Origin of the sequence: Bacteroides rodentium JCM 16496, from assembly GCF_000614125.1 — a bacterium.
In the GTDB taxonomy this organism is placed as follows: domain Bacteria; phylum Bacteroidota; class Bacteroidia; order Bacteroidales; family Bacteroidaceae; genus Bacteroides; species Bacteroides rodentium.
Genome location: NZ_BAKJ01000011.1, coordinates 73,145 through 90,456 on the forward strand (window position 1 = coordinate 73,145; position 17,312 = coordinate 90,456).

The window sequence follows — 17,312 nt, forward strand, 5'->3', positions numbered from 1 at the left end:
CATCATTCGGTTTATTGTTTATAAATTCTGCCATGTTTATATGGCGATTGTTTCTTGTCCGGCTGCATTTGGCGCAATTTCTCTTTCCGCTTTCTGAGCAGGTCAACGGACATGTTCCTGCTTGTCCGATATTCCTCCTCGCTCATCCGGCGAATGGAAGGAATGCCCGTCTGGGTCAGTGTATGGTTTACCATCCAGCCGTCCATGAAGTTTTCGGGGAAGAGGCTGTCATGGTGGATGACCTCACCTATGCAGCCATGTACGAGCATGTTGCAAACGGTCATCAGGCAACAGGTACGGTTGACATCTTCTGCAACCAGATAATTACCTAGGTGGCGTACATGATATGCCAGCAGTAGCCTTCCGCTTCCGCATGTCGGGTCACAGATACGTTTTCCTGTCGCTGTCTCCCCCGAATCGGTACATAAGACCATCAGGTCGCAGATATCCGGCGGGGTAAAGAACTGTCCGTTCACCTGCCGACCGATTTTGGAAGATATTGCCATGAAGAGGTCACCGAACGCATCAAACCATCCGCCGGATTGCAATTCCCGCTGCATGAGCCGTATCCATCCGGTAAGCATCTCCATAAAATGCCTGTTCTGCTGCCGTTTGTATTTCCAATCCATAAGGGGCGGTGCGCCGGGAGAGAACCCGTGAATGACATAACGCAGGAAATCGTTGAAAACGGATATCGGATCGTAGCCGTTCGAATAGGCGAAATCACAGATCGTTTTCTCAAGCGGACGTATCGCCTGCGGTGTGTTGTATGGTGCCATATTACTCTGATTTTTTATAGATTGTTACTATATGTCTTTTATGGTCAGTCTGTATCCTGACGGGAGAAATGTCAAGGAAAGAGAGATGGGTGTCCGCTTTCAGCATGTTCCATTCCCATGCGGGAAGTTCCTTCCATTCCATACGGTATGCCCAGAGTATGAACAGACCGGGACGGAATCCGTTGAAAAGTTCTCCGTGCAGAATCCCGACCAGCCGCTCCAGTTCTTCCCGCGAGTAAAGGGTGAATGACTCATTCCGATAGACAAAGGCATCAGCCGGTTCAATATCCGGCTGACACTCGATGATGTATCTCGTCCATTCTTTTGTGGTGTACTTTCCGTACAGAGGATCGGGTTCCGTGTATTTCCATGCCCTGACGAATGTGTGGAAGAGGACGGCACCGTTCTTGTGCCTTCCGGTATGCCCCCACATCCGGAACTGTTTGCTGCGTATGCCATCGGGAAGCAGCAATTCCGGACCGGTTATAACCCAAGGGCCTCCTTCCGTATTGTAACCGGTACACTTTTCATTTTCATGGCAGAAAGGTGTCTGTGGGAGAAGGCAAATATGGACTTCCCGGTCATCGCCCCTTTCAATGTGTGCCTGCGGATAATAGTCACCGCCACGGGTGATATAAGTGACAACATCTCCTGCGGTCGGTAAACTGACTCTTTCCCTGTCCTCCCGCATCCTTGAAATCAGCCGGTTCACTTTCTCCACATCACATTCCTTTATGGAGCAGGCACACCCTTCATGCCTGTTGAGCCGGGTCAGACTTTCCAGGTCATAAAAATTAGCGTACTTCATATTGAGATCGTTTTTGTTGATACAATTTGACCTGACGGGCAACCATGTCGCAGAACTTCTGTCCGTTCTCCTTCTCACTTCTGAAATAGGCAATCATGTCCCAGAGATTCTGCTTGAAGCAGCCGGTCCATTTTTCGTAATAGTGACTTCCATAGACCTTTCCGAACGTTTCCTCGAAAAGTGCGGGAGTCTGCCCTTCATCCCCATGGTGGTTGTATTGCCACAGGGAGACAAGCAGCAGCCGGTTATAATCCAGTGTTTCCATTTCTGTTCTTTTTTAAGTAAAACATCGGCCTACATGGGTAGGCATTTTTATTTCTTGATGTCTTTTCAGTCTGTTTTCCGGGGATTGCGGCAAGGCTTGGCGAAAGAAAATACCGCAGCGAAGCGAGGATGATTTTCTTTCAGCCAACCCAGCCCCTGAAAGGGGCCGCCTTGCGCAATCAGCCCGGGAAACAGCTATCTTTACAGCAAGAAATGAAAAAGCAGACCTCGGATTCTCTGTTCTGAAGTCTGCTTTTCGGTCATTGTCGAGTCTCATGTTTTTCAGGTATGTATCTGCCATCCGTGGAACGGCTGCAATGTCACGGCAAACGATCTGTCAGGTATTCCATGATAGAGCAGGCCGCCCACGATACCTGTCCTTCCGTCGGGATAGCGCTGTGTGAAGCCGAACGAGTACGGGGCATGGTCATAGTAGAGTGAGATTTCGCAGGGATAATCAGGGTTTTCTTCCCAGCTTTTCAACCGTTCCAGACATTTTTGAAGCGAGGTGTCACCGATGGATTCGGCATAACGTCTTACATTCTCGAAATGTTCTTCATTCAGGATTTTCATGACTTTTGTATTCTTATCTGTTAAACACGTCCGGCTCCGGGAGCCGGTATTTTTATTTCTCGCCTGCCTGACAGTCCCGTGGCCGTACCCGCAAGGTTTGGCGAAAGAAAATACCGCAGCGAAGCGAGGATGATTTTCTTTCAGCCAACCCCGAAGGGGCCTGACCTTGTACGGGTACACAGGACGCGGGACTACCTTTGCAGGGTGAGAAATAAAATATACGGTTGTTTTTTGTTGTGGGATTTTGTGTGGATTCCTTAGATAATCTTCCTGATTTGTTCGCCATTGCCGGACAAATGCTGTATTTTTGCAATTTCTAATTTCAGGATTATGGAAAACTATCTAAAGAAAGCGGCGGATGCTTTCCTTGTGGAGCGTCCGTATGGTATGCGTGTGGATTACAGGAAGAAAGGGTTCGTGCTGTTTAACCGCAACCTAAACGTATTGGGCAATGTGGAGCATGCCCGTCTGGAAGAGCTGCCTCTGGAGCGGTTCAATGTGGAGGAGATTCCGTTGGATGGTGAAATTGTGGAGGAACACGCGGGATTTACCGACGTATTCTTCTATACCGATCTGACCAGTCCCTATGCCGGATATGTGCTGAACCTACAAAAGCTTAAAGCCTATAACCGGTTGATGTTTCCGCTGGCGATGGCGCTGAACCGCGAATTGTGAGGCCGGAAGATGGCAGCGGTAACAGCCGCATGGAGCAGGCCGTTACCGCCAGGTTTTATTATTTGCCCTCTCTTGCTGTTATAAATGCAAGATAATCGTCCACGGCCTTATGACATCCGGTAAAGTCCGGAGTCCGGTGGCCTTTGATTTTCCGGTAGCTGATGGTTCCGTCCTTATTTATGCCCCTCACATGCCTGTAGAGTGTCCCTTTGGTTCTGATATGGATGTCAAAACCGTCCCTTCCGGTGATTTCAAGGAATGTTCCTCCCGTGATCCATTCCCCGTCCAGGAATTTCTGTTTCTGTTCATCGAGCAGCCGCTGATGTTGCTCTTCCCGCGCTCTGCGCTCTTCCGCCTCATTCTCCTCCCGCTCCCTGCGTTTCTGTTCCTGCCTCCTTTTGTATGCCTCACGGGCTTGCATCAAGGGTGCGGTGTCAAGTCCGAGAGCCTCGAACACGCGGACGGAGATCAACCTGACGAAGGCTCCTCTTTCCGCTCCCTGAAGCGTATCCGCGATCCAGTTCCTGCAATAGGCGGCGGCTTCCTCCCTGCGGTTTTCTCCGTTGAGGAACCGGCGTGAATACTGCCCGCTGGAAAAATAAACGTTTTCAATCCGGCAGACCACATGGAAACAGTCATCGTCCTCATTCCCATATTCGTTCTTTCTCGACAGGGAGAGATATACATTCTCCGCGTACGGCTCCAGTTCCATATAAGGAGCCACGACGGTATTCCCGTCAGACTTGTACTTGAATACTTTTGCTTTCATACTATCGCTCAGTTTGTCGGTTGTTGCATATTTCATCTATGATCTCTTTCCCGCTTCTTTCACCCTTCAGGAAAGCAAGGAAGCGCCTCAAAAAGAGCCGGGCACAGTCAGTTCCCAGCTGGGAGCTTTCACCGTCTTTGGTAGCGCATACCGCAAAACGCCCCAGTCCGAAACTGTCCTGTTGCGGTACGATGTGGTAAGACAGGTCCTCGCTTGCGTTGATGTGCAAACCACGACGGAAAACATAGAAAGTTTTCGGGATTCTTCTGTCGGTATCGATTCCCATACGCTTGTAACCGTGATGTTCCAATAACCGGACCAGTTCCCTGTTTGTCGGAATTGTATGTCCGATCCAGTCCGGCCAGCTTATATTTTCTAGTATGTGTCCGTAATTGTCATATAATATATTGAACTGATCCTGGTATTCATCGTAAAATTCCCCGCTCCCGTTGCACATTTCCTCCAACGCGATGCCGTTTTTACGGACAAGGGCAAGGTCGCCCAGTCCGCACGCGATTTCATTGAGCAGCGTGCGTTCCCCGTCCCTGTCCTTTGCCGTTCCGTAAATTCTAAGCAGGGAATACCGGTGTAGCGCCGAACGGGATGGCATATCCAATTTTTCCCATATCTCATCGTTTCCTATAGCCTGTCTGGTGTTTTCCGGAAGTCCGTACCACCACTTGTCCAAATTGTTTGTATCCATAATTTCTGAATCAGATTGTTTTCAAATTCTGTTTTGAGTACCATGCCTGATACGCGGCGGCATACTCCTGACGTTCCCGCTCCAGGGAATCTCTCATCTCAGGGGTGTACCCGAGCAGGCGGATGTATCCTCCGTTATAGCCGGTGAGTTCGCACCTTATTCCGGCTTCCTCCAGTTTGTCGATGCGTTTTTGGGCCATTTTTGCGCTTGAATATTCCTTCGGCCAAAAATAGAGTTCGCCCCGTGAGCCGAAACAGTCTTCCCCCAGAATTATTTCCCCGGCATACTTCCGGCTTTCGATGAAGCCGAAACGCGCTTTGCCCAATGCCCGGCGCATTGCCTTGTGTGCCGGACCTTCCGGATGCTTGAATACCTCCGGCTTGTCTTTGCTGCCGAGTTTGGGTGGTTCCACCTTGTACGGCTGTTTGTAACTTCCGATTCCGAGCGTCAGGTAAAAGTTGGTATGGAAATAGTCCGTCATGGGGTCGCTGTCATCGAAATTGTATGACATGATGAAATCGTAGATATTCATCATTACTTCTTTTGTCCTGTCTGTCAATGATTTGTCTGAAGCGATACGATAGTGGTTGACATCACCTTGAACTTTTCCGGACTCTTTGGTGAACGCCTCGAAATCCGCTTTCATCAACCGGATATGGATGGAGAGGTAATTCTCCCGTCTGACAGAGAACTTGTATCCCGGATAGGTCTCCTTGAGCCATGCCCGTACCAGTTCCACGATTTCCGGTGCGTGCTGTCCCTTGTAATTGCGGCCTTTCCAGCGATATTCGTTATACACGTACTCGGTGTATTCCTTTGCCGTGGCTCCCGGATAGTCATATTCATATCCGGTTGAAGTCGCAAAGACATCCGGTTTGTCTTTCCAAGCCTCAAAAAGCCTTTCAAACTCGGTGTTCACCCGTTGCATGATTGCGGTGTCGCCACCCTTGTCCGGGTGGTGCTGCAATGCCAGTCGGCGGTACTCCTTCTTCAAGTCCGCCAGAGAGTGTATGTTCTGAAAATAGGTCATAGCCATAAGTTTTTTATGCCCCTGCGAGGCGGTTGATAAAATATTCCCGGTAGTCAAGGTCAAGACCGAGGTTGAGACAGGCCGTTTCCATGTCATCTTCCCTCAAATCATCTGCCTCCTGCAATTCGCGCAGATACCGGATTTCGGAGTCCAGGTATTCCCGTGCTTCCGTTTGACTGCAACCGCATGAGCTGCCGATCAGACTGATAATGTTTCCTCGCATACTGTTTGATTTTTGGGGTTACTGTTCCTTTTTCTGAAGCGTCGTCCGTCATATATCGAGACGGCCCGTTCCACCAGAATCCTGCGGTTGTCTTCCGAGAGTTCCAGGTAGAACCGTTCCGCCGCGCCGAATGTGCCCTTGTCTGTCGCCACGCACCATTTTTCCCAGAAATGCGGGTACATGCCGCCATACACGGCTTTGCATTCCTCCTCGCTCCAGGCGTTCCACATGTAGTAGAAGAAACTGGAGACGGTATTTTCCGCTTGATATTTCATGGTTCTTCTATTTGTGATTCTACATTGTTTGTTTCTCTCAGTTGATGCCACACAGCCTCATACATCTCATGAAGCCAGTCTATGTTCTTTGCGCCGAGTTCAAACGGGCTGTGACACTGCACCTCGTCACCGCTTTCTTTCTCTTCGGCAAGGACGGTCAGGCTGTCCGCCGTTACCCGGAGTCCTGTCACCCTGCATTCATATGGTTCTCCGTTCTTGCCAAACCATATCACCCAGACCGGATCATAATCCTCTTCCGGAAGACGAATTTCTTTCATGCAGTGAGCATGGAGCAACTGCCGTATCGCGTCGATGATGTCCCCCCGCAGTTCCTTGATCCTGCCGCTGAAATCAACGGCTTCTGACGGTAAACTTCCTTTTCCGCCTCTTTCCTGCAAGGAGAGAATCCGCGTGTCGGGATGGATACAGAAATCCCAGTCCAACACTTCATCGTCATCGCGTGTCGTGTGGATATCGCCGCCCAAAACAAGACCGCAATCGTCATTTACCATTCTTTTTGCTTCATCGCGGTCTTCTGCCGCTACCGTGTAAGTGCCCTCGAAGGAATACCTTACTCTTATGTCATATCTTTTCATGATTCTTTCCATTTGATTGTTGATACCAGATTCATTGCCCGGAAGGATTACCGGATATTCAATATTGCGCTAAAGGCATGTGGGTCAAGCCTGTAAAACGTCGGAAGGTTAAGTGTGACCATCGGGTAGCTTACCCAGCCGCTCTGACGTCTATAACCTGTATCCTCAGCCAATTTGTTGGACAGAAGGAACTCCATGGCATCAGGATTGTTGTTGATGTCCACGAATGCCCTGTCAGGCAGTGAGAATGCCGCCTTATCTTCTAAGTTGACCGTCAGGACCGTGTATATCTCATGGGTCACGGGATCTTTCAGAGACAATGCCGGCCAGCCGTTATGGTACATTTCAATCACGATTGAGAGACGGCTTTCCTGATACAGGAAAGTCTCTTCCATGGACGGATGGTCGCATTTGACAATTTCAAAATCATCCTCCCCTTTGGTAAATGTCACCATCGGATAGGATACATCGACAAAACATTCCTCTTCCCGGTAACAGAGATGTTCTTTTCCCTCTGAACGGATTATAGCCAATCGGGTGTTCATATTCGTAACTGGTTTTAAAATTATTGACTTGCAAGTTAATTGGCCGGCATTCACCTGCCTGTTTCTTTAAACGTGTGATTGTCACCGCCTGCGGACATTTGGGAGAGTTGCAGTCTCACCGCCTTGATTTTCCCAATCAGTTCGTCCTCCCTTCGGAATGAGGGGGTACATTTGGTACGCCTCATCCCGGCTCCCCAGGGGATGCCGCCGCATACTTTTCTCAGGCGTGCCTTTTCGCTTTCCAGGGCCGACTCCAGACGGGCCGGCCTGCGTCGCAACGATTCTTCGGTCACAGTTCTCATGATCTCATTGTTTTTTTGTATGGTGACGGGTCGGAAAGACAGTCACCATACCGTCGTTATGTGTCACGTTATATTTTAGCTTTTTCCCTTTTGATGCCTCTCAGGACGTACAACAGGTGCAGGAACAGCTCCCTGTCGTAAATTCGGAAGAAGAACGGCTCGCCTGTTTCCCTGACCGTTCCGGTAAACGACACGGACTCCCGGTTCACGGGATATTGGAGGAAGTTGCCATTTGCCAGCAGGATGTGCTTTTTCTTCATCACTTCGCCTAGGAACTTGTCCATATCGTCGTTTTCCTCATAGCCGGAGAAGTAGAGGAAATGATGACGGCGCAGGCTTCGCAGGATTTTGGCGGTTTCCAGCCTTACATCCCTGCCTGACGATTCGTCCGTTCCTCTCATCAGGTTGCAGATGAACTTCTTCTCGCCATTTATGTCAAGAAACAGATAAGGAACTATAATTATAGAGGCATGCCGTGCGTGGTCAGAGATGACCATCGGCTTTTCTTTCAGGATGTCTCCTTTGAAGGTAATGTTCCGGTAATGGTTGTCCATCTGCCGTTCCAGTTCCTTTCTTGGCGTGGTAACGGAGCGGAGTCCCGTGAAGTAGCGTCCGCCCGCCCGGAAGCAGAACCGGTAGATGTCCGCATGATAAGGCTCTCCCAGGAAAAAGAAATTCCGGGTATGGCGGATGGGGGGCAAGACATCCATGTAGTCGAAATATCTTTCTTCCGTAATCTCACTGAACGGGGCGCAGAGGGATTGCAGGTGGATGCGTATCATCTTGCGGACGGTATTTCCGGACACGGCTATGAGGTACGGGTTCTTTTCCCTGTCCCTCAGTTCCTCCAGTGTCTCATGATGGTAGTCGCCGTGTATTCCGTCAGACATGGTGGTCACGCAGCTGCCGTCAAAACTGCGTGAATCGACTACGAATTTCAGTTTGTCGTTATTCATGGTTCAGATGTTTTGAAGGTTCAACACTCTCTTGGCGGCACTGAGGGCGTTGGAGGTGAGCTGCCGTTGCCATGCCTTGTTTCTGGGTGACCAGCGGAATCCGGAGGATTTCAGCTCCTTTCGTATGTTGTCTTCGGGAATCCTGTCAAACAGGATCTGAAGGCGGTCTTCCCCATAGTTCCATACAAGTGTCCCGCCCTCGAACGGCACTTCCTTGTTTTCCCGGCTTTGCACCGCTTTCAGCCTTTCGCGCATCCGTTCCGCAAGTTCCGGCAATTGGAAGAATTTGTTTCTTGGGGTGATGACGGGTTTCCTTACCCTTGCGTTATATTCGGAAATGAAGTCCACGGCCCTGCGGACGATTTCCACTTCCCCGTGATTGGCGAAGGTGGATACCTTGTTCAGGATGCTGCTGACGAACAGGGCACGGTTATAACCCCGGCATTGTCCGGTGTCAATCCCGTGGATGGTGTCGGCGCTGCTCTTGATGTCGCGTTTGAGCGTCTGCCATGCCTTTTCCAGTTTTTCTTCCTCCGGTCGTGCGGCTTCCTTTTTCCGTCTGACGGCTTCAAGAACCTTTTGCCGCCAATTGCGGAACTCCTCGTAGCGGTTCTGATAGCTTCTGTTCGTATTCTCCTGCCTGTGGTAATCAAATCCGCCCCGTCCCGTCACCATCGGGTTGGCGCAGCGTGAGAGGGCCGAGAGCTGGGCGGATAGCTTTTTCCGGTAGGCGGCGATGTATGTATCCCGTTCCTCTTCCTGCATGAGTTGCAGGTCGTTGTGCAGCTCCTCCCCGTAAATCATGATGTCCGTCTCGCCACGAATCTCCGGGTCGAAGGAACTCCAGGCGTATGCGTCGCAAGCCTGTTTCCACATATCCTCCAGATAGCCAGGATGTTTGAACGCTACGGCTTCCCAGTCTTTGAAGTCCCTGGAATGCAATTCATTCCGATCTTCCGGATTTCCGTACAGGTGTACATAGTTGCCCGTTCCATGATGCTCCTTTCTGAAATGGAACGGTACGGGAGGATGGTCCGTACCCTTTTCCCGGATCATCGTGACCCGGTGCGCATTCTCTGCGGTAAGGCCCGTTACTTGTTCTTCCCGGACCTTTGCTGTTGTTGTTTCAGTCATAACCGTTGCCATTCACAAATTATTTCTACCAGTTCTTCGTCCGCCAGTTTTTGGATTTCCTCGTCCGAGCAATAGCAGGCGATTTCCTCGTCCAGCTTGAAAGCTGCCGGGTCAAGGCTTCTGATGCCGTCCAGCAGTTCCGGCACCAGGCTGTCTGCGGCAATCGTATAGCTTCCGTCCCTGCCTTGTACCTTCCGTGCGGGATAGTTCCTTTCCCGATAAACCAACATTCTCATTTTCGGATTGGCACCCTGCTGTCCTTTGTGGACTTTGCTTGTTGTCTCTCTGTTCATACCTTCATTTTTTTAGTTTGTTTGACATGATCGGCTCCGTGGAGCCGGTTTTTCGGTTTCTTACTTGCCGGACTGTCCTTTGCCGGGGATTGCGCAAGGTTGGCAAAAGAAAATACCGCAGCGAAGCGAGGATGATTTTCTTTTAGCCAACCAGCCCCTGAAAGGGGCCGCCTTGCGCAATCAACCCGGCAAAGGGCTATATTTGCAGGTAAGAAATTGAAAGAATGGCTGGGATTTTCAATTTGTCGGATACAACATGTAATAAGTGTAATGAGCAAATTTAAAAGCATACAACGAAGGTTTTTCAAATATTTTCCAAACTATCGGATATCAATATCATATCGTAAAACAAGCGAAGGCGTGGCATTCCGGAATAAATACATATCTTCGCGTCAAAGGTGATTGATTGAAATGAATACATTCTCTGCTTTTGATACGGGTGTCATGGTAGCTCTCTTGCTGGGTATTGAGTTTCTTAGGAGTGATATCCAAACAATTCTCTATTGTAAAAGAAACGATCCCGGGATTTTTAAGAGCTGCCTGTATACATTGTTTATATTGTTGGCAAGTCTTTATTCCATTGTGGCCGGAGCCATGCTTAACCCCGAGCCCGTACCCGTTTATGAATTGATGCCCGGTTTTCAAATAGGAGTTTATGGTTCTTGCTTTTTGTTTATATTTCTTGTCATCGCCGGTCTTTACCGTAAAATATTACCTCTCGTCCTTTTGGGGTACGCTATGGTATATGTAATCGGTGTACTGATACCGTTACTTGGATATGTAGTGTCCATGATGAATTATTTCGCCAGTACAGGATGATTATGAAGACCAAAGATGTTTTCCAGAGAAAATGGATAACAGACAGTATAACAAAAAGAAGGTATCCTTTTCAGATACCTTCAATGACGGGCCGGTTGCATATTTACCATTCCAGACGTTCCTTCACATTGTTCATCGCCTCTTTCAGGCTGCTGTTCATGACCCGCGCATAATGCTGCGTCATGCGTGTGGAAGCATGTCCGAGCATGACGGACACGTCCTGCAAGGGTACATTGTTGGCGAGCGTGACGGTGGTCCCGAAAGTGTGCCTGGCAACGTGCGTGGTCAGATTTTTCTTTATGCCGCAGAAATCGGCGATTTCCTTGAGGTAGCTGTTCATTTTCTGGTTGCACATGACAGGCAGGCAGCATCCTTTCTTTACGCAGATCGGATGTTCCCTGTATTTCTCCAATATGGCCAGTGGAACGGGCAGCAGCGGGATGTTGCTGATGGAAGACGCTTTTCTGCGGTGTTCCAACTTGACCCTTCCCTTCCTTATCCACCAGTCACCGAGATTGTCCTGTACCAGGTTTTCACCACTCAGAGTGGCGACATCGGAGAACGCCAGACCAGTGAAGCACGCGAAGACAAATATGTCCCTGACCAGCTCGAGCCGTGGGATGGTGAATTTCTTTTTCATGACGGCCTGCAACTCGTCGTAGGTCAGGAATACCGGATCGGTCTCGTCCTGTTCCATCTTGTAACCGTAAAAGGGATTCTTGCGCATCCATTCCTTTGCCAATGCCATGTTGGTGAATTTCTTGAAACATTTCATGTAGCGGACTATCGTGTTACGGCACAGTCCCCCCTCCGTTTTCAGGTAAATGTCAAACGCGCGGATGAACTCCGGTGTCAGCTCATGGAAGGTGATATCCTCCTTGCCGTAATAAGAGGGGATAAGCCGCTGCAATTTCTTCACCACGTTCTTGTACCGGTTGATCGTAACGGGAGAGTAGTCTATGCCTGCCAGTGTTTCCATTTCCTTGATGCCATCCTGCATGGAACCGAGCAATGTACGCATTTCGGTGTCTTTCCCGAAAACACGTTTCAGGATCAGTTTCGGGGTAATCAGGGCCTGTTCCAATACCAGTTCCTTGTGTTTCTCAAGGGCACGTGCGTGTAACTCCGCAATATAGGTATTCAATGCGATGGATGCCCTGTCCCTGCCCTTGCTGCATCCTTTGGCCGCATTCCATAAGTTCAGAGGCACGCTTCTTTGGATACGGGCATCGTCGTAGCTCCCGTTGATGGTTATCCGCATCAGTACGGGGGCCTCACCGTTTTTCAACAATTTCGTTTTGAGCACGAAAAAAAGAATGTTCATTGTTCCTTGTTTCATCACTTTTGTTTTTTTAGAGGTGTTACATCCAATTGTTTCGTCAAAACCGGATGGCATGAGGACGTGAAACGAAATGTTAAATTCGGTGGCTTTTTTGAGGGACTTGTGGAATAGCCATAAAAATCCCATTTTTATCAGGTTCGAATTGCCTTTTGTATCCCGGGTTCGATTCCTTTTTTTATCCCGATGGGAAATACCGAATTTTTAAATTTCTTTCACATTTCTAACTCCATCCGGTCATGTGTGCAAAATTACTTTTTCACACCGGAGATTAAAATTGTCAAATAGTTGAAAAACAATGAAGTATGATGCATATTTATGGCTTTTTCAAAAGCCTTAAAAAAAGCCACTGAATTGGCGAAATCCAACTTCACAAATATGTAATGAAATGCGTAGCGAGGGTAAAAAAAGAACCCTTGAACTATCTCTAATTCAAGGGTTTTCATGCGTTAGAAGCAACTATGTACTTTGCTTTGGTGGTGCCACCAGGAATCGAACCGGGGACACAAGGATTTTCAGTCCTTTGCTCTACCAACTGAGCTATGGCACCTTTTTCGTTTGCGGGTGCAAAGATAAAGAGTTTTTTTTATACCGCAAGGCTTTTTGAGGAAAAATATCTAAAAAAGGTGCCTCTTACTCTATGGAGCGAGGCACCTTACTTCTAAAAATCATTTGTTATCGAAGAAATCAGTCGATATTCGGATTGATGCTGTGCCAGTCTTTGATGGCAGGCAGTACACCCATTTCTATCACCTCGTCACGAAGTTTGCAGAGATGGGCATAGCTTTCTTTCAGTTTGGCTTCTTCTTCGGGTGTGCCGTTTAGTTCCTTATAGTGTACACCGTCTTTGGTAATTTCAGTTTCCATTGCCATCATGATGTGGTCGAAGCCGTGGCTGTGTACATATGTACCGGCAGGCCAGCGGAACGGTTTGCCACCCATCGCTGCAGCTATCATTTCGATGGAGACGTATGCCGGGCTCTGGAAGGAAGAGCGTCCACGGAGGGCGATGATGTTGGCACCGCCTTTGGTTACCTTAGTCTGGATTTCGACCCACTGTTCTTTAGTCAGGGCAGGGGTGCCGATGATATCAAGTAACGGTTTGCCGTCCACCTTGGCGGTAGAGGCATATACAGCCATCTGTTCACCATGACCGCCGTAGGTACGGCAATTTTCGATTTTGTCGGGGGCGATGCCGAAGTGCTTGGAAAGTTCACTGCGCAGGCGGGTGCTGTCGAGGGCAGCCAGTGTGGTCACTTGTGAAGGTTTCAGGCCGGAATACAACAAGGTAATCAGACCGGTGATGTCGGCAGGGTTGAAGATGACAACCACGTGCTTCACATCCGGACAGTAAGCTTTTACATTCTTGCCGAATTCTTCGGCAATAGCGGCATTGCCTTTCAAAAGGTCTTCGCGGGTCATGCCGGCCTTGCGGGCGGCACCGCCTGATGATACCACATACTTGGCGCCGGTCAGCGCTTCTTTGATATCGGAGGTAAATGTGATGTTCATTCCTTCGAATCCGCAGTGGAACAGCTCTTCGGCCACACCTTCCAGTCCGGGGGCATAAGGGTCGTACAGACATAGGTTGGGAGTGAGATGCATCATGATTGCAGTCTGTGCCATGTTTGAACCGATCATGCCGGCTGCACCGACGATTGTCAATTTGTCATTTGTTAGAAATTCCATATTTTTTTTATTTAAAAGTGAATAATGCTTTTGCTTATTGATTGTCACGATACAAAGATAACCTTTTTTAAAGGGAGTTGTTCATAGAAAAAAGTTATCTTTTAGAGCGAAAAGTTATTTCTTTCTTTTCAGGCTGCTGCATTGTGTACAAATTGCTTATCTTTGTTGGAAAAACGAAGATAAGCAAGAAATTATGAGCATTGAGTTAGGAAAGTACAATACGCTGGAAGTGGTGAAGGCGGTGGACTTCGGCATGTATTTGGACGGTGGCGAAGAAGGTGAAATTCTGCTCCCGTCGCGTTATGTCCCCCAAGATTGTAAGGTGGGAGACAGACTGAACGTTTTTATATATCTTGATAATGAAGAACGCCTGGTTGCCACTACTTTAGCACCATTGGTGCAGGTGGGACAGTTCGCATGTCTGGAGGTTGCATGGATTAATCAGTATGGCGCTTTTCTCAACTGGGGATTGATGAAGGACCTTTTCGTCCCTTTCCGCGAGCAGAAGATGAAGATGCAGGTGGGAAAGAAATATGTGATTCATGCCCATTTGGATGATGAAAGCTACCGTATCGTGGCATCGGCCAAGGTAGACCGTTATCTTTCCAAAGAGAAGGCCGCCTATGAGCCGGGGCAGGAGGTGGATATCCTGATTTGGCAGAAAACGGACTTGGGGTTCAAGGCAATCATAGACAATGAATATGGCGGCTTGCTGTACGAGAGCGAGATATTTCAACCACTGCACACGGGCATGAGGATGAAAGCCTATGTAAAGCAGGTGCGTGAAGACGGCAAGATAGACCTGCTGCTTCAAAAAACGGGGCAGGCTAAAGTGGAAGACTTCTCGGCTACTCTGCTGGACTATATCCGTGGGCAGGGCGGACGGACAACCTTGAACGACAAGAGTCCGGCAGAAGAAATCTATGCAACTTTCGGTGTCAGCAAGAAAACCTTCAAAAAGGCTGTGGGAGATTTGTACAAAAAACATCTGGTTGTATTGGAGGAAGATGGAATCGGGATTAGGAATTAGTCCCGGTCATTAGGAATTTCCCTACTTGTAAATAGAGACAATCATTAGGGAGGGGAATTTCCTCTCCCTATTTTTGTCGTACAATAAAAAAAGAAAAGTCATGATACGTCATTTGATATTAAGTGTTTGTCTGGTCCTGGTAGCGTTTCCCGCAATAAAAGCGGCGCCCATAGACGGAATCCGTATAGAAAGTCCATACCGTAGAGTAGTGGTGCTGGTCGACGGACAGCAGGTTTGCCTGCCTACTTTCAGTTGTTTTGTAGCCAATCTGCACGGCAGCTGCCGGGTGGAGGTCTATGAAGAACCGTCCCGTGGGAACAATCCTCGAAGCGGGAAACTTCTGTATGAGGAACGTATACATTGTTCTATCAATGAAGTGAAAGAAATCTTCATTCCGGAGGGCAGCGGCCCGGTGATGTCACCCTCTGCCTTCGAGCAGTTTATGGGCTGATGGAGAAACAGAGCTTCGATTCTGACCGTAAGGAAGTTCTCGACCATGCTTTGCTGACTTCCTGGTTCACTACTGACCAATGCATCCGTCTGATGGATTTTTACCGTTTCGACAGTGAAAAGAAGCTGTTGATGAAGAAGATTTATCCTAAAATAGCCGATAAACCGAATTTTTATTATGCGATAGACAAGCTGACCTTTTCGTCGGACAAGAACGAGATAAATGCTTTCATCAAACAATATCATGAGAAGAATAACTAAAAAAGGAGGGATTATGAAACGGATTATATTTATATTTCTTGCCGCTATGATGAGTACAGCTGTTTGCAGTGCGGCAATGAGCAACAGCAAAGTACGTAAAGAGACCCGCTTTCTTACGGACAAGATGGCCTATGAACTGAATCTGAATACAGAACAATATAATGACGTGTACGAAATAAACTATGATTTTATTTCCGGTATACGCTATCTGATGGATGATGTCCTTCGGGGTGAGGAATGGGCCTTGAACCGTTATTACGACTATTTGGATGTGCGCAATGACGACCTCCATTGGGTATTGAGCAATAAGCAGTATAGCCGTTTTATGCAGGCGGCTTATTTCTACCGTCCGGTTTATGTCAGTGGCGGACGTTGGTCTTTCAGGGTTTACATAACCTATACCAATCATAATCATTTCTATTTTCCGCGACCATATCATTACCGCACGTATTGTGGCGGCCACTATCGTACGCATTATAGCAACAGCTATTACCGCGGGCGCTATCATCATCCGCACTATACCGGTTCGTGGAGTATCCGGAACAATAAGTCATACCACACTACCCGCCGTTCCGACTTCGGTGCTGTGAACATCCGTCCCAACTCTGGCCGTCGACCGGCCACCAGGGACGACGTCTACACCCCGCGGCGCAGCAACAGCAGCACCCGTAGCAATGGCAGGAGCAATACCCGCGAAAACGGTACTGTCCGCGAGAACAGCCGCCGGGATAACAGCCGCCGTGGCAACAGCAGCACTGTCCGCGATAACAGTCGCAGCAGCAATAGCGGCAGCCGCACTCGCAGCAAGGCGGGCAACAGCCGCCGCAGCTCCAGCAAGGAAAAGACGGAAAGCGCCAGGACGGAACGTACAAGACGCTGACCAAATCTTTGTTTCATTAGGTTCATCCCCTTCACCGGAGGAGGCGAAAGCCCTGTTCACGGGCGTTGCGGGTGAAAGTAAGCCGGAAACAGACCTTTCAGAGGGGCTTTCCGGCTTTCGCCTTGTTTCACCTCGGAGGAGCGGATGTCTCTTCTTCTTCTTCCCCGGGCAGCGTCCGCTCCCGTTCCAGCGTTTCGGGACGTAGCGCGTCGGCAGGGAAGTACTTGCTGAGCGGGTAGCGGAAGAAGTCCATCTCCGCAGCCAGTTCCCTCGTCAGCCCCCTGTCCGGCTTGAAGTAGATGCGCGACAGCCGCACCTGTCCGGGTGTCACGTCGTCGGGATGCTCAAACCCGTCGCTCGTCACCGCCACAAGGAAGGTGCCCAGTCCCTTGATGGTTACCGACTCGCCTTCCTTCAGCGCGTCCTTGATGAACTTCGGCAGGTCGAGCAGCACACTTTGCACGTCGCCCGCTGTAGTGCCCTTGCGCCGGGCCATGCGCCGGGCCAGGATGTCCGTCGTCACACCCCCGCGCGGCTGCAGGGTGCGCTGTACGGCATAGTACAGTTGCTTCATCCCCTCGGCGGTGTGGAAGAGCTTCTTCCTTACCAGATAAATCATTCCCATAATCAGTTTCCTTTCATTTTAATATCGACAACCTTGAGCCGGATGCACGGATTTCCCCTATACCCGGCACGCGGTTTTCCGGCAACTGCAATTCCTTTCCTCCGGCTTCGGCATATCTTTGCTTCAGCCCCGGCACATCCTTGCTTTCCGGGTGGAGGACTATTGTCTTGTCTGCACAAGATGGTATCTTATGCAACGTAAGATGCATCTTGTACGGTGTAAGATGCCATCTTGTGCAGCAAAGATAAGGTTTCTCGGGATGAAAAGCAAGGATATTACTGCCATTGAAGAAGG

At 49.1% G+C, this 17,312-nt stretch carries 25 protein-coding genes, 1 tRNA gene and 1 pseudogene; 7 read left to right on the forward strand and 20 right to left on the reverse strand.

The window, feature by feature from the left end:
- Nucleotides 1-11 precede the first annotated feature (11 nt).
- The 4 genes from JCM16496_RS06995 to JCM16496_RS07015 all read right to left on the reverse strand — a co-directional run bounded on the left by JCM16496_RS06995 (nucleotide 12) and on the right by JCM16496_RS07015 (nucleotide 2,424).
- Nucleotides 12-779, reverse strand: a complete 768-nt coding sequence (locus JCM16496_RS06995; RefSeq protein ID WP_025017649.1) for an N-6 DNA methylase — start codon at nucleotides 777-779, stop codon at nucleotides 12-14.
- 1 nt (nucleotide 780) lies between these two features.
- Nucleotides 781-1,587, reverse strand: coding sequence for a DUF4121 family protein (locus JCM16496_RS07000; RefSeq protein WP_025830973.1), 807 nt, complete (start codon nucleotides 1,585-1,587; stop codon nucleotides 781-783).
- The gene (locus tag JCM16496_RS07005; RefSeq protein WP_025017650.1) at nucleotides 1,574-1,852 is read right to left on the reverse strand and encodes a hypothetical protein; all 279 of its coding nucleotides are present in this window, start codon (nucleotides 1,850-1,852) and stop codon (nucleotides 1,574-1,576) included. Before JCM16496_RS07005 ends, JCM16496_RS07000 begins: the two co-directional genes overlap by 14 nt.
- 281 nt (nucleotides 1,853-2,133) lie before the next feature.
- Nucleotides 2,134-2,424 (reverse strand): DUF4120 domain-containing protein, encoded by a 291-nt coding sequence (locus tag JCM16496_RS07015; protein ID WP_005789949.1) that lies wholly within the window; start codon nucleotides 2,422-2,424, stop codon nucleotides 2,134-2,136.
- Nucleotides 2,425-2,754: 330 nt separating this feature from the next.
- On the opposite strand from JCM16496_RS07015, the gene JCM16496_RS07020 reads away from it, so the two are divergent.
- Nucleotides 2,755-3,099, forward strand: coding sequence for a hypothetical protein (locus tag JCM16496_RS07020; protein WP_025017651.1), 345 nt, complete (start codon nucleotides 2,755-2,757; stop codon nucleotides 3,097-3,099).
- A 58-nt stretch (nucleotides 3,100-3,157) separates the two neighbouring features.
- On the opposite strand, the gene JCM16496_RS07025 is transcribed toward JCM16496_RS07020, so the two are convergent.
- The 11 genes from JCM16496_RS07025 to JCM16496_RS07075 form a co-directional block, all read right to left on the reverse strand.
- Nucleotides 3,158-3,868, reverse strand: coding sequence for a hypothetical protein (locus tag JCM16496_RS07025; RefSeq protein ID WP_005789944.1), 711 nt, complete (start codon nucleotides 3,866-3,868; stop codon nucleotides 3,158-3,160).
- Nucleotide 3,869: 1 nt separating this feature from the next.
- Entirely contained in the window at nucleotides 3,870-4,571 is a 702-nt protein-coding gene (locus JCM16496_RS07030) for a hypothetical protein (RefSeq protein ID WP_025017652.1), read from the reverse strand.
- A gap of 10 nt (nucleotides 4,572-4,581) precedes the next feature.
- Entirely contained in the window at nucleotides 4,582-5,601 is a 1,020-nt protein-coding gene (locus JCM16496_RS07035; protein WP_005789939.1) for an LPD29 domain-containing protein, read from the reverse strand.
- A 13-nt stretch (nucleotides 5,602-5,614) separates the two neighbouring features.
- A complete protein-coding gene (locus JCM16496_RS07040; RefSeq protein ID WP_005789937.1) occupies nucleotides 5,615-5,824 on the reverse strand; it encodes a hypothetical protein in 210 nt (69 codons plus the stop codon).
- On the reverse strand, nucleotides 5,800-6,099 hold the full coding sequence (locus tag JCM16496_RS07045) for a hypothetical protein (RefSeq protein WP_005789935.1): 300 nt from the start codon (nucleotides 6,097-6,099) through the stop codon (nucleotides 5,800-5,802). The genes JCM16496_RS07040 and JCM16496_RS07045 overlap by 25 nt, the downstream gene beginning before the upstream one ends.
- Nucleotides 6,096-6,695: a hypothetical protein gene (locus tag JCM16496_RS07050; protein WP_007219083.1), complete on the reverse strand. Its 600-nt coding sequence runs from the start codon at nucleotides 6,693-6,695 to the stop codon at nucleotides 6,096-6,098. Before JCM16496_RS07050 ends, JCM16496_RS07045 begins: the two co-directional genes overlap by 4 nt.
- A 47-nt stretch (nucleotides 6,696-6,742) precedes the next feature.
- A complete protein-coding gene (locus JCM16496_RS07055) occupies nucleotides 6,743-7,240 on the reverse strand; it encodes a DUF4313 domain-containing protein (protein WP_025017653.1) in 498 nt (165 codons plus the stop codon).
- Nucleotides 7,241-7,290: 50 nt separating this feature from the next.
- Nucleotides 7,291-7,542, reverse strand: a complete 252-nt coding sequence (locus JCM16496_RS07060; RefSeq protein ID WP_025082009.1) for a hypothetical protein — start codon at nucleotides 7,540-7,542, stop codon at nucleotides 7,291-7,293.
- Between the two features lie 68 nt (nucleotides 7,543-7,610).
- On the reverse strand, nucleotides 7,611-8,498 hold the full coding sequence (locus JCM16496_RS07065) for a hypothetical protein (RefSeq protein ID WP_025017654.1): 888 nt from the start codon (nucleotides 8,496-8,498) through the stop codon (nucleotides 7,611-7,613).
- A gap of 3 nt (nucleotides 8,499-8,501) precedes the next feature.
- Nucleotides 8,502-9,644, reverse strand: coding sequence for a hypothetical protein (locus JCM16496_RS07070; protein ID WP_033892262.1), 1,143 nt, complete (start codon nucleotides 9,642-9,644; stop codon nucleotides 8,502-8,504).
- Complete coding sequence (locus JCM16496_RS07075; protein ID WP_025017656.1) at nucleotides 9,629-9,925, reverse strand: hypothetical protein; 297 nt, start codon at nucleotides 9,923-9,925, stop codon at nucleotides 9,629-9,631. The genes JCM16496_RS07070 and JCM16496_RS07075 overlap by 16 nt, the downstream gene beginning before the upstream one ends.
- A 26-nt stretch (nucleotides 9,926-9,951) precedes the next feature.
- Here JCM16496_RS07075 and JCM16496_RS24890 point away from each other — a divergent pair.
- A pseudogene (locus JCM16496_RS24890) lies at nucleotides 9,952-10,145 on the forward strand (hypothetical protein).
- Between the two features lie 191 nt (nucleotides 10,146-10,336).
- On the forward strand, nucleotides 10,337-10,744 hold the full coding sequence (locus tag JCM16496_RS07085) for a hypothetical protein (RefSeq protein ID WP_025017658.1): 408 nt from the start codon (nucleotides 10,337-10,339) through the stop codon (nucleotides 10,742-10,744).
- Nucleotides 10,745-10,847: 103 nt separating this feature from the next.
- On the opposite strand, the gene JCM16496_RS07090 is transcribed toward JCM16496_RS07085, so the two are convergent.
- The 3 genes from JCM16496_RS07090 to JCM16496_RS07105 form a co-directional block, all read right to left on the reverse strand.
- A complete protein-coding gene (locus JCM16496_RS07090) occupies nucleotides 10,848-12,083 on the reverse strand; it encodes a site-specific integrase (protein ID WP_025830972.1) in 1,236 nt (411 codons plus the stop codon).
- A 474-nt stretch (nucleotides 12,084-12,557) separates the two neighbouring features.
- Nucleotides 12,558-12,633 (reverse strand) — tRNA-Phe (locus tag JCM16496_RS07100).
- Nucleotides 12,634-12,770: 137 nt separating this feature from the next.
- Nucleotides 12,771-13,772, reverse strand: a complete 1,002-nt coding sequence (locus JCM16496_RS07105; protein ID WP_025833211.1) for a malate dehydrogenase — start codon at nucleotides 13,770-13,772, stop codon at nucleotides 12,771-12,773.
- 193 nt (nucleotides 13,773-13,965) lie between these two features.
- On the opposite strand from JCM16496_RS07105, the gene JCM16496_RS07110 reads away from it, so the two are divergent.
- From JCM16496_RS07110 to JCM16496_RS07120, 4 genes are all read left to right on the forward strand, one after another.
- The gene (locus tag JCM16496_RS07110; RefSeq protein WP_025833213.1) at nucleotides 13,966-14,802 is read left to right on the forward strand and encodes a CvfB family protein; all 837 of its coding nucleotides are present in this window, start codon (nucleotides 13,966-13,968) and stop codon (nucleotides 14,800-14,802) included.
- 100 nt (nucleotides 14,803-14,902) lie between these two features.
- Complete coding sequence (locus JCM16496_RS23555; protein WP_244440272.1) at nucleotides 14,903-15,253, forward strand: DUF8447 domain-containing protein; 351 nt, start codon at nucleotides 14,903-14,905, stop codon at nucleotides 15,251-15,253.
- Complete coding sequence (locus JCM16496_RS23560; protein WP_244440273.1) at nucleotides 15,253-15,513, forward strand: proline and serine-rich protein 1 family protein; 261 nt, start codon at nucleotides 15,253-15,255, stop codon at nucleotides 15,511-15,513. The genes JCM16496_RS23555 and JCM16496_RS23560 overlap by 1 nt, the downstream gene beginning before the upstream one ends.
- A 13-nt stretch (nucleotides 15,514-15,526) precedes the next feature.
- Nucleotides 15,527-16,393, forward strand: a complete 867-nt coding sequence (locus tag JCM16496_RS07120) for a hypothetical protein (protein ID WP_025833215.1) — start codon at nucleotides 15,527-15,529, stop codon at nucleotides 16,391-16,393.
- A 127-nt stretch (nucleotides 16,394-16,520) separates the two neighbouring features.
- Here the strand turns inward: JCM16496_RS07120 and JCM16496_RS07125 are convergent, their stop codons facing one another.
- Both JCM16496_RS07125 and JCM16496_RS07130 read right to left on the reverse strand, forming a co-directional pair.
- Nucleotides 16,521-17,018 carry an HU family DNA-binding protein gene (locus JCM16496_RS07125; RefSeq protein WP_025833223.1) on the reverse strand — a complete coding sequence of 166 codons (498 nt, stop codon included), beginning with the start codon at nucleotides 17,016-17,018 and terminating at the stop codon, nucleotides 16,521-16,523.
- A 13-nt stretch (nucleotides 17,019-17,031) separates the two neighbouring features.
- Complete coding sequence (locus JCM16496_RS07130; protein ID WP_025833225.1) at nucleotides 17,032-17,226, reverse strand: hypothetical protein; 195 nt, start codon at nucleotides 17,224-17,226, stop codon at nucleotides 17,032-17,034.
- Nucleotides 17,227-17,312 lie beyond the last annotated feature (86 nt).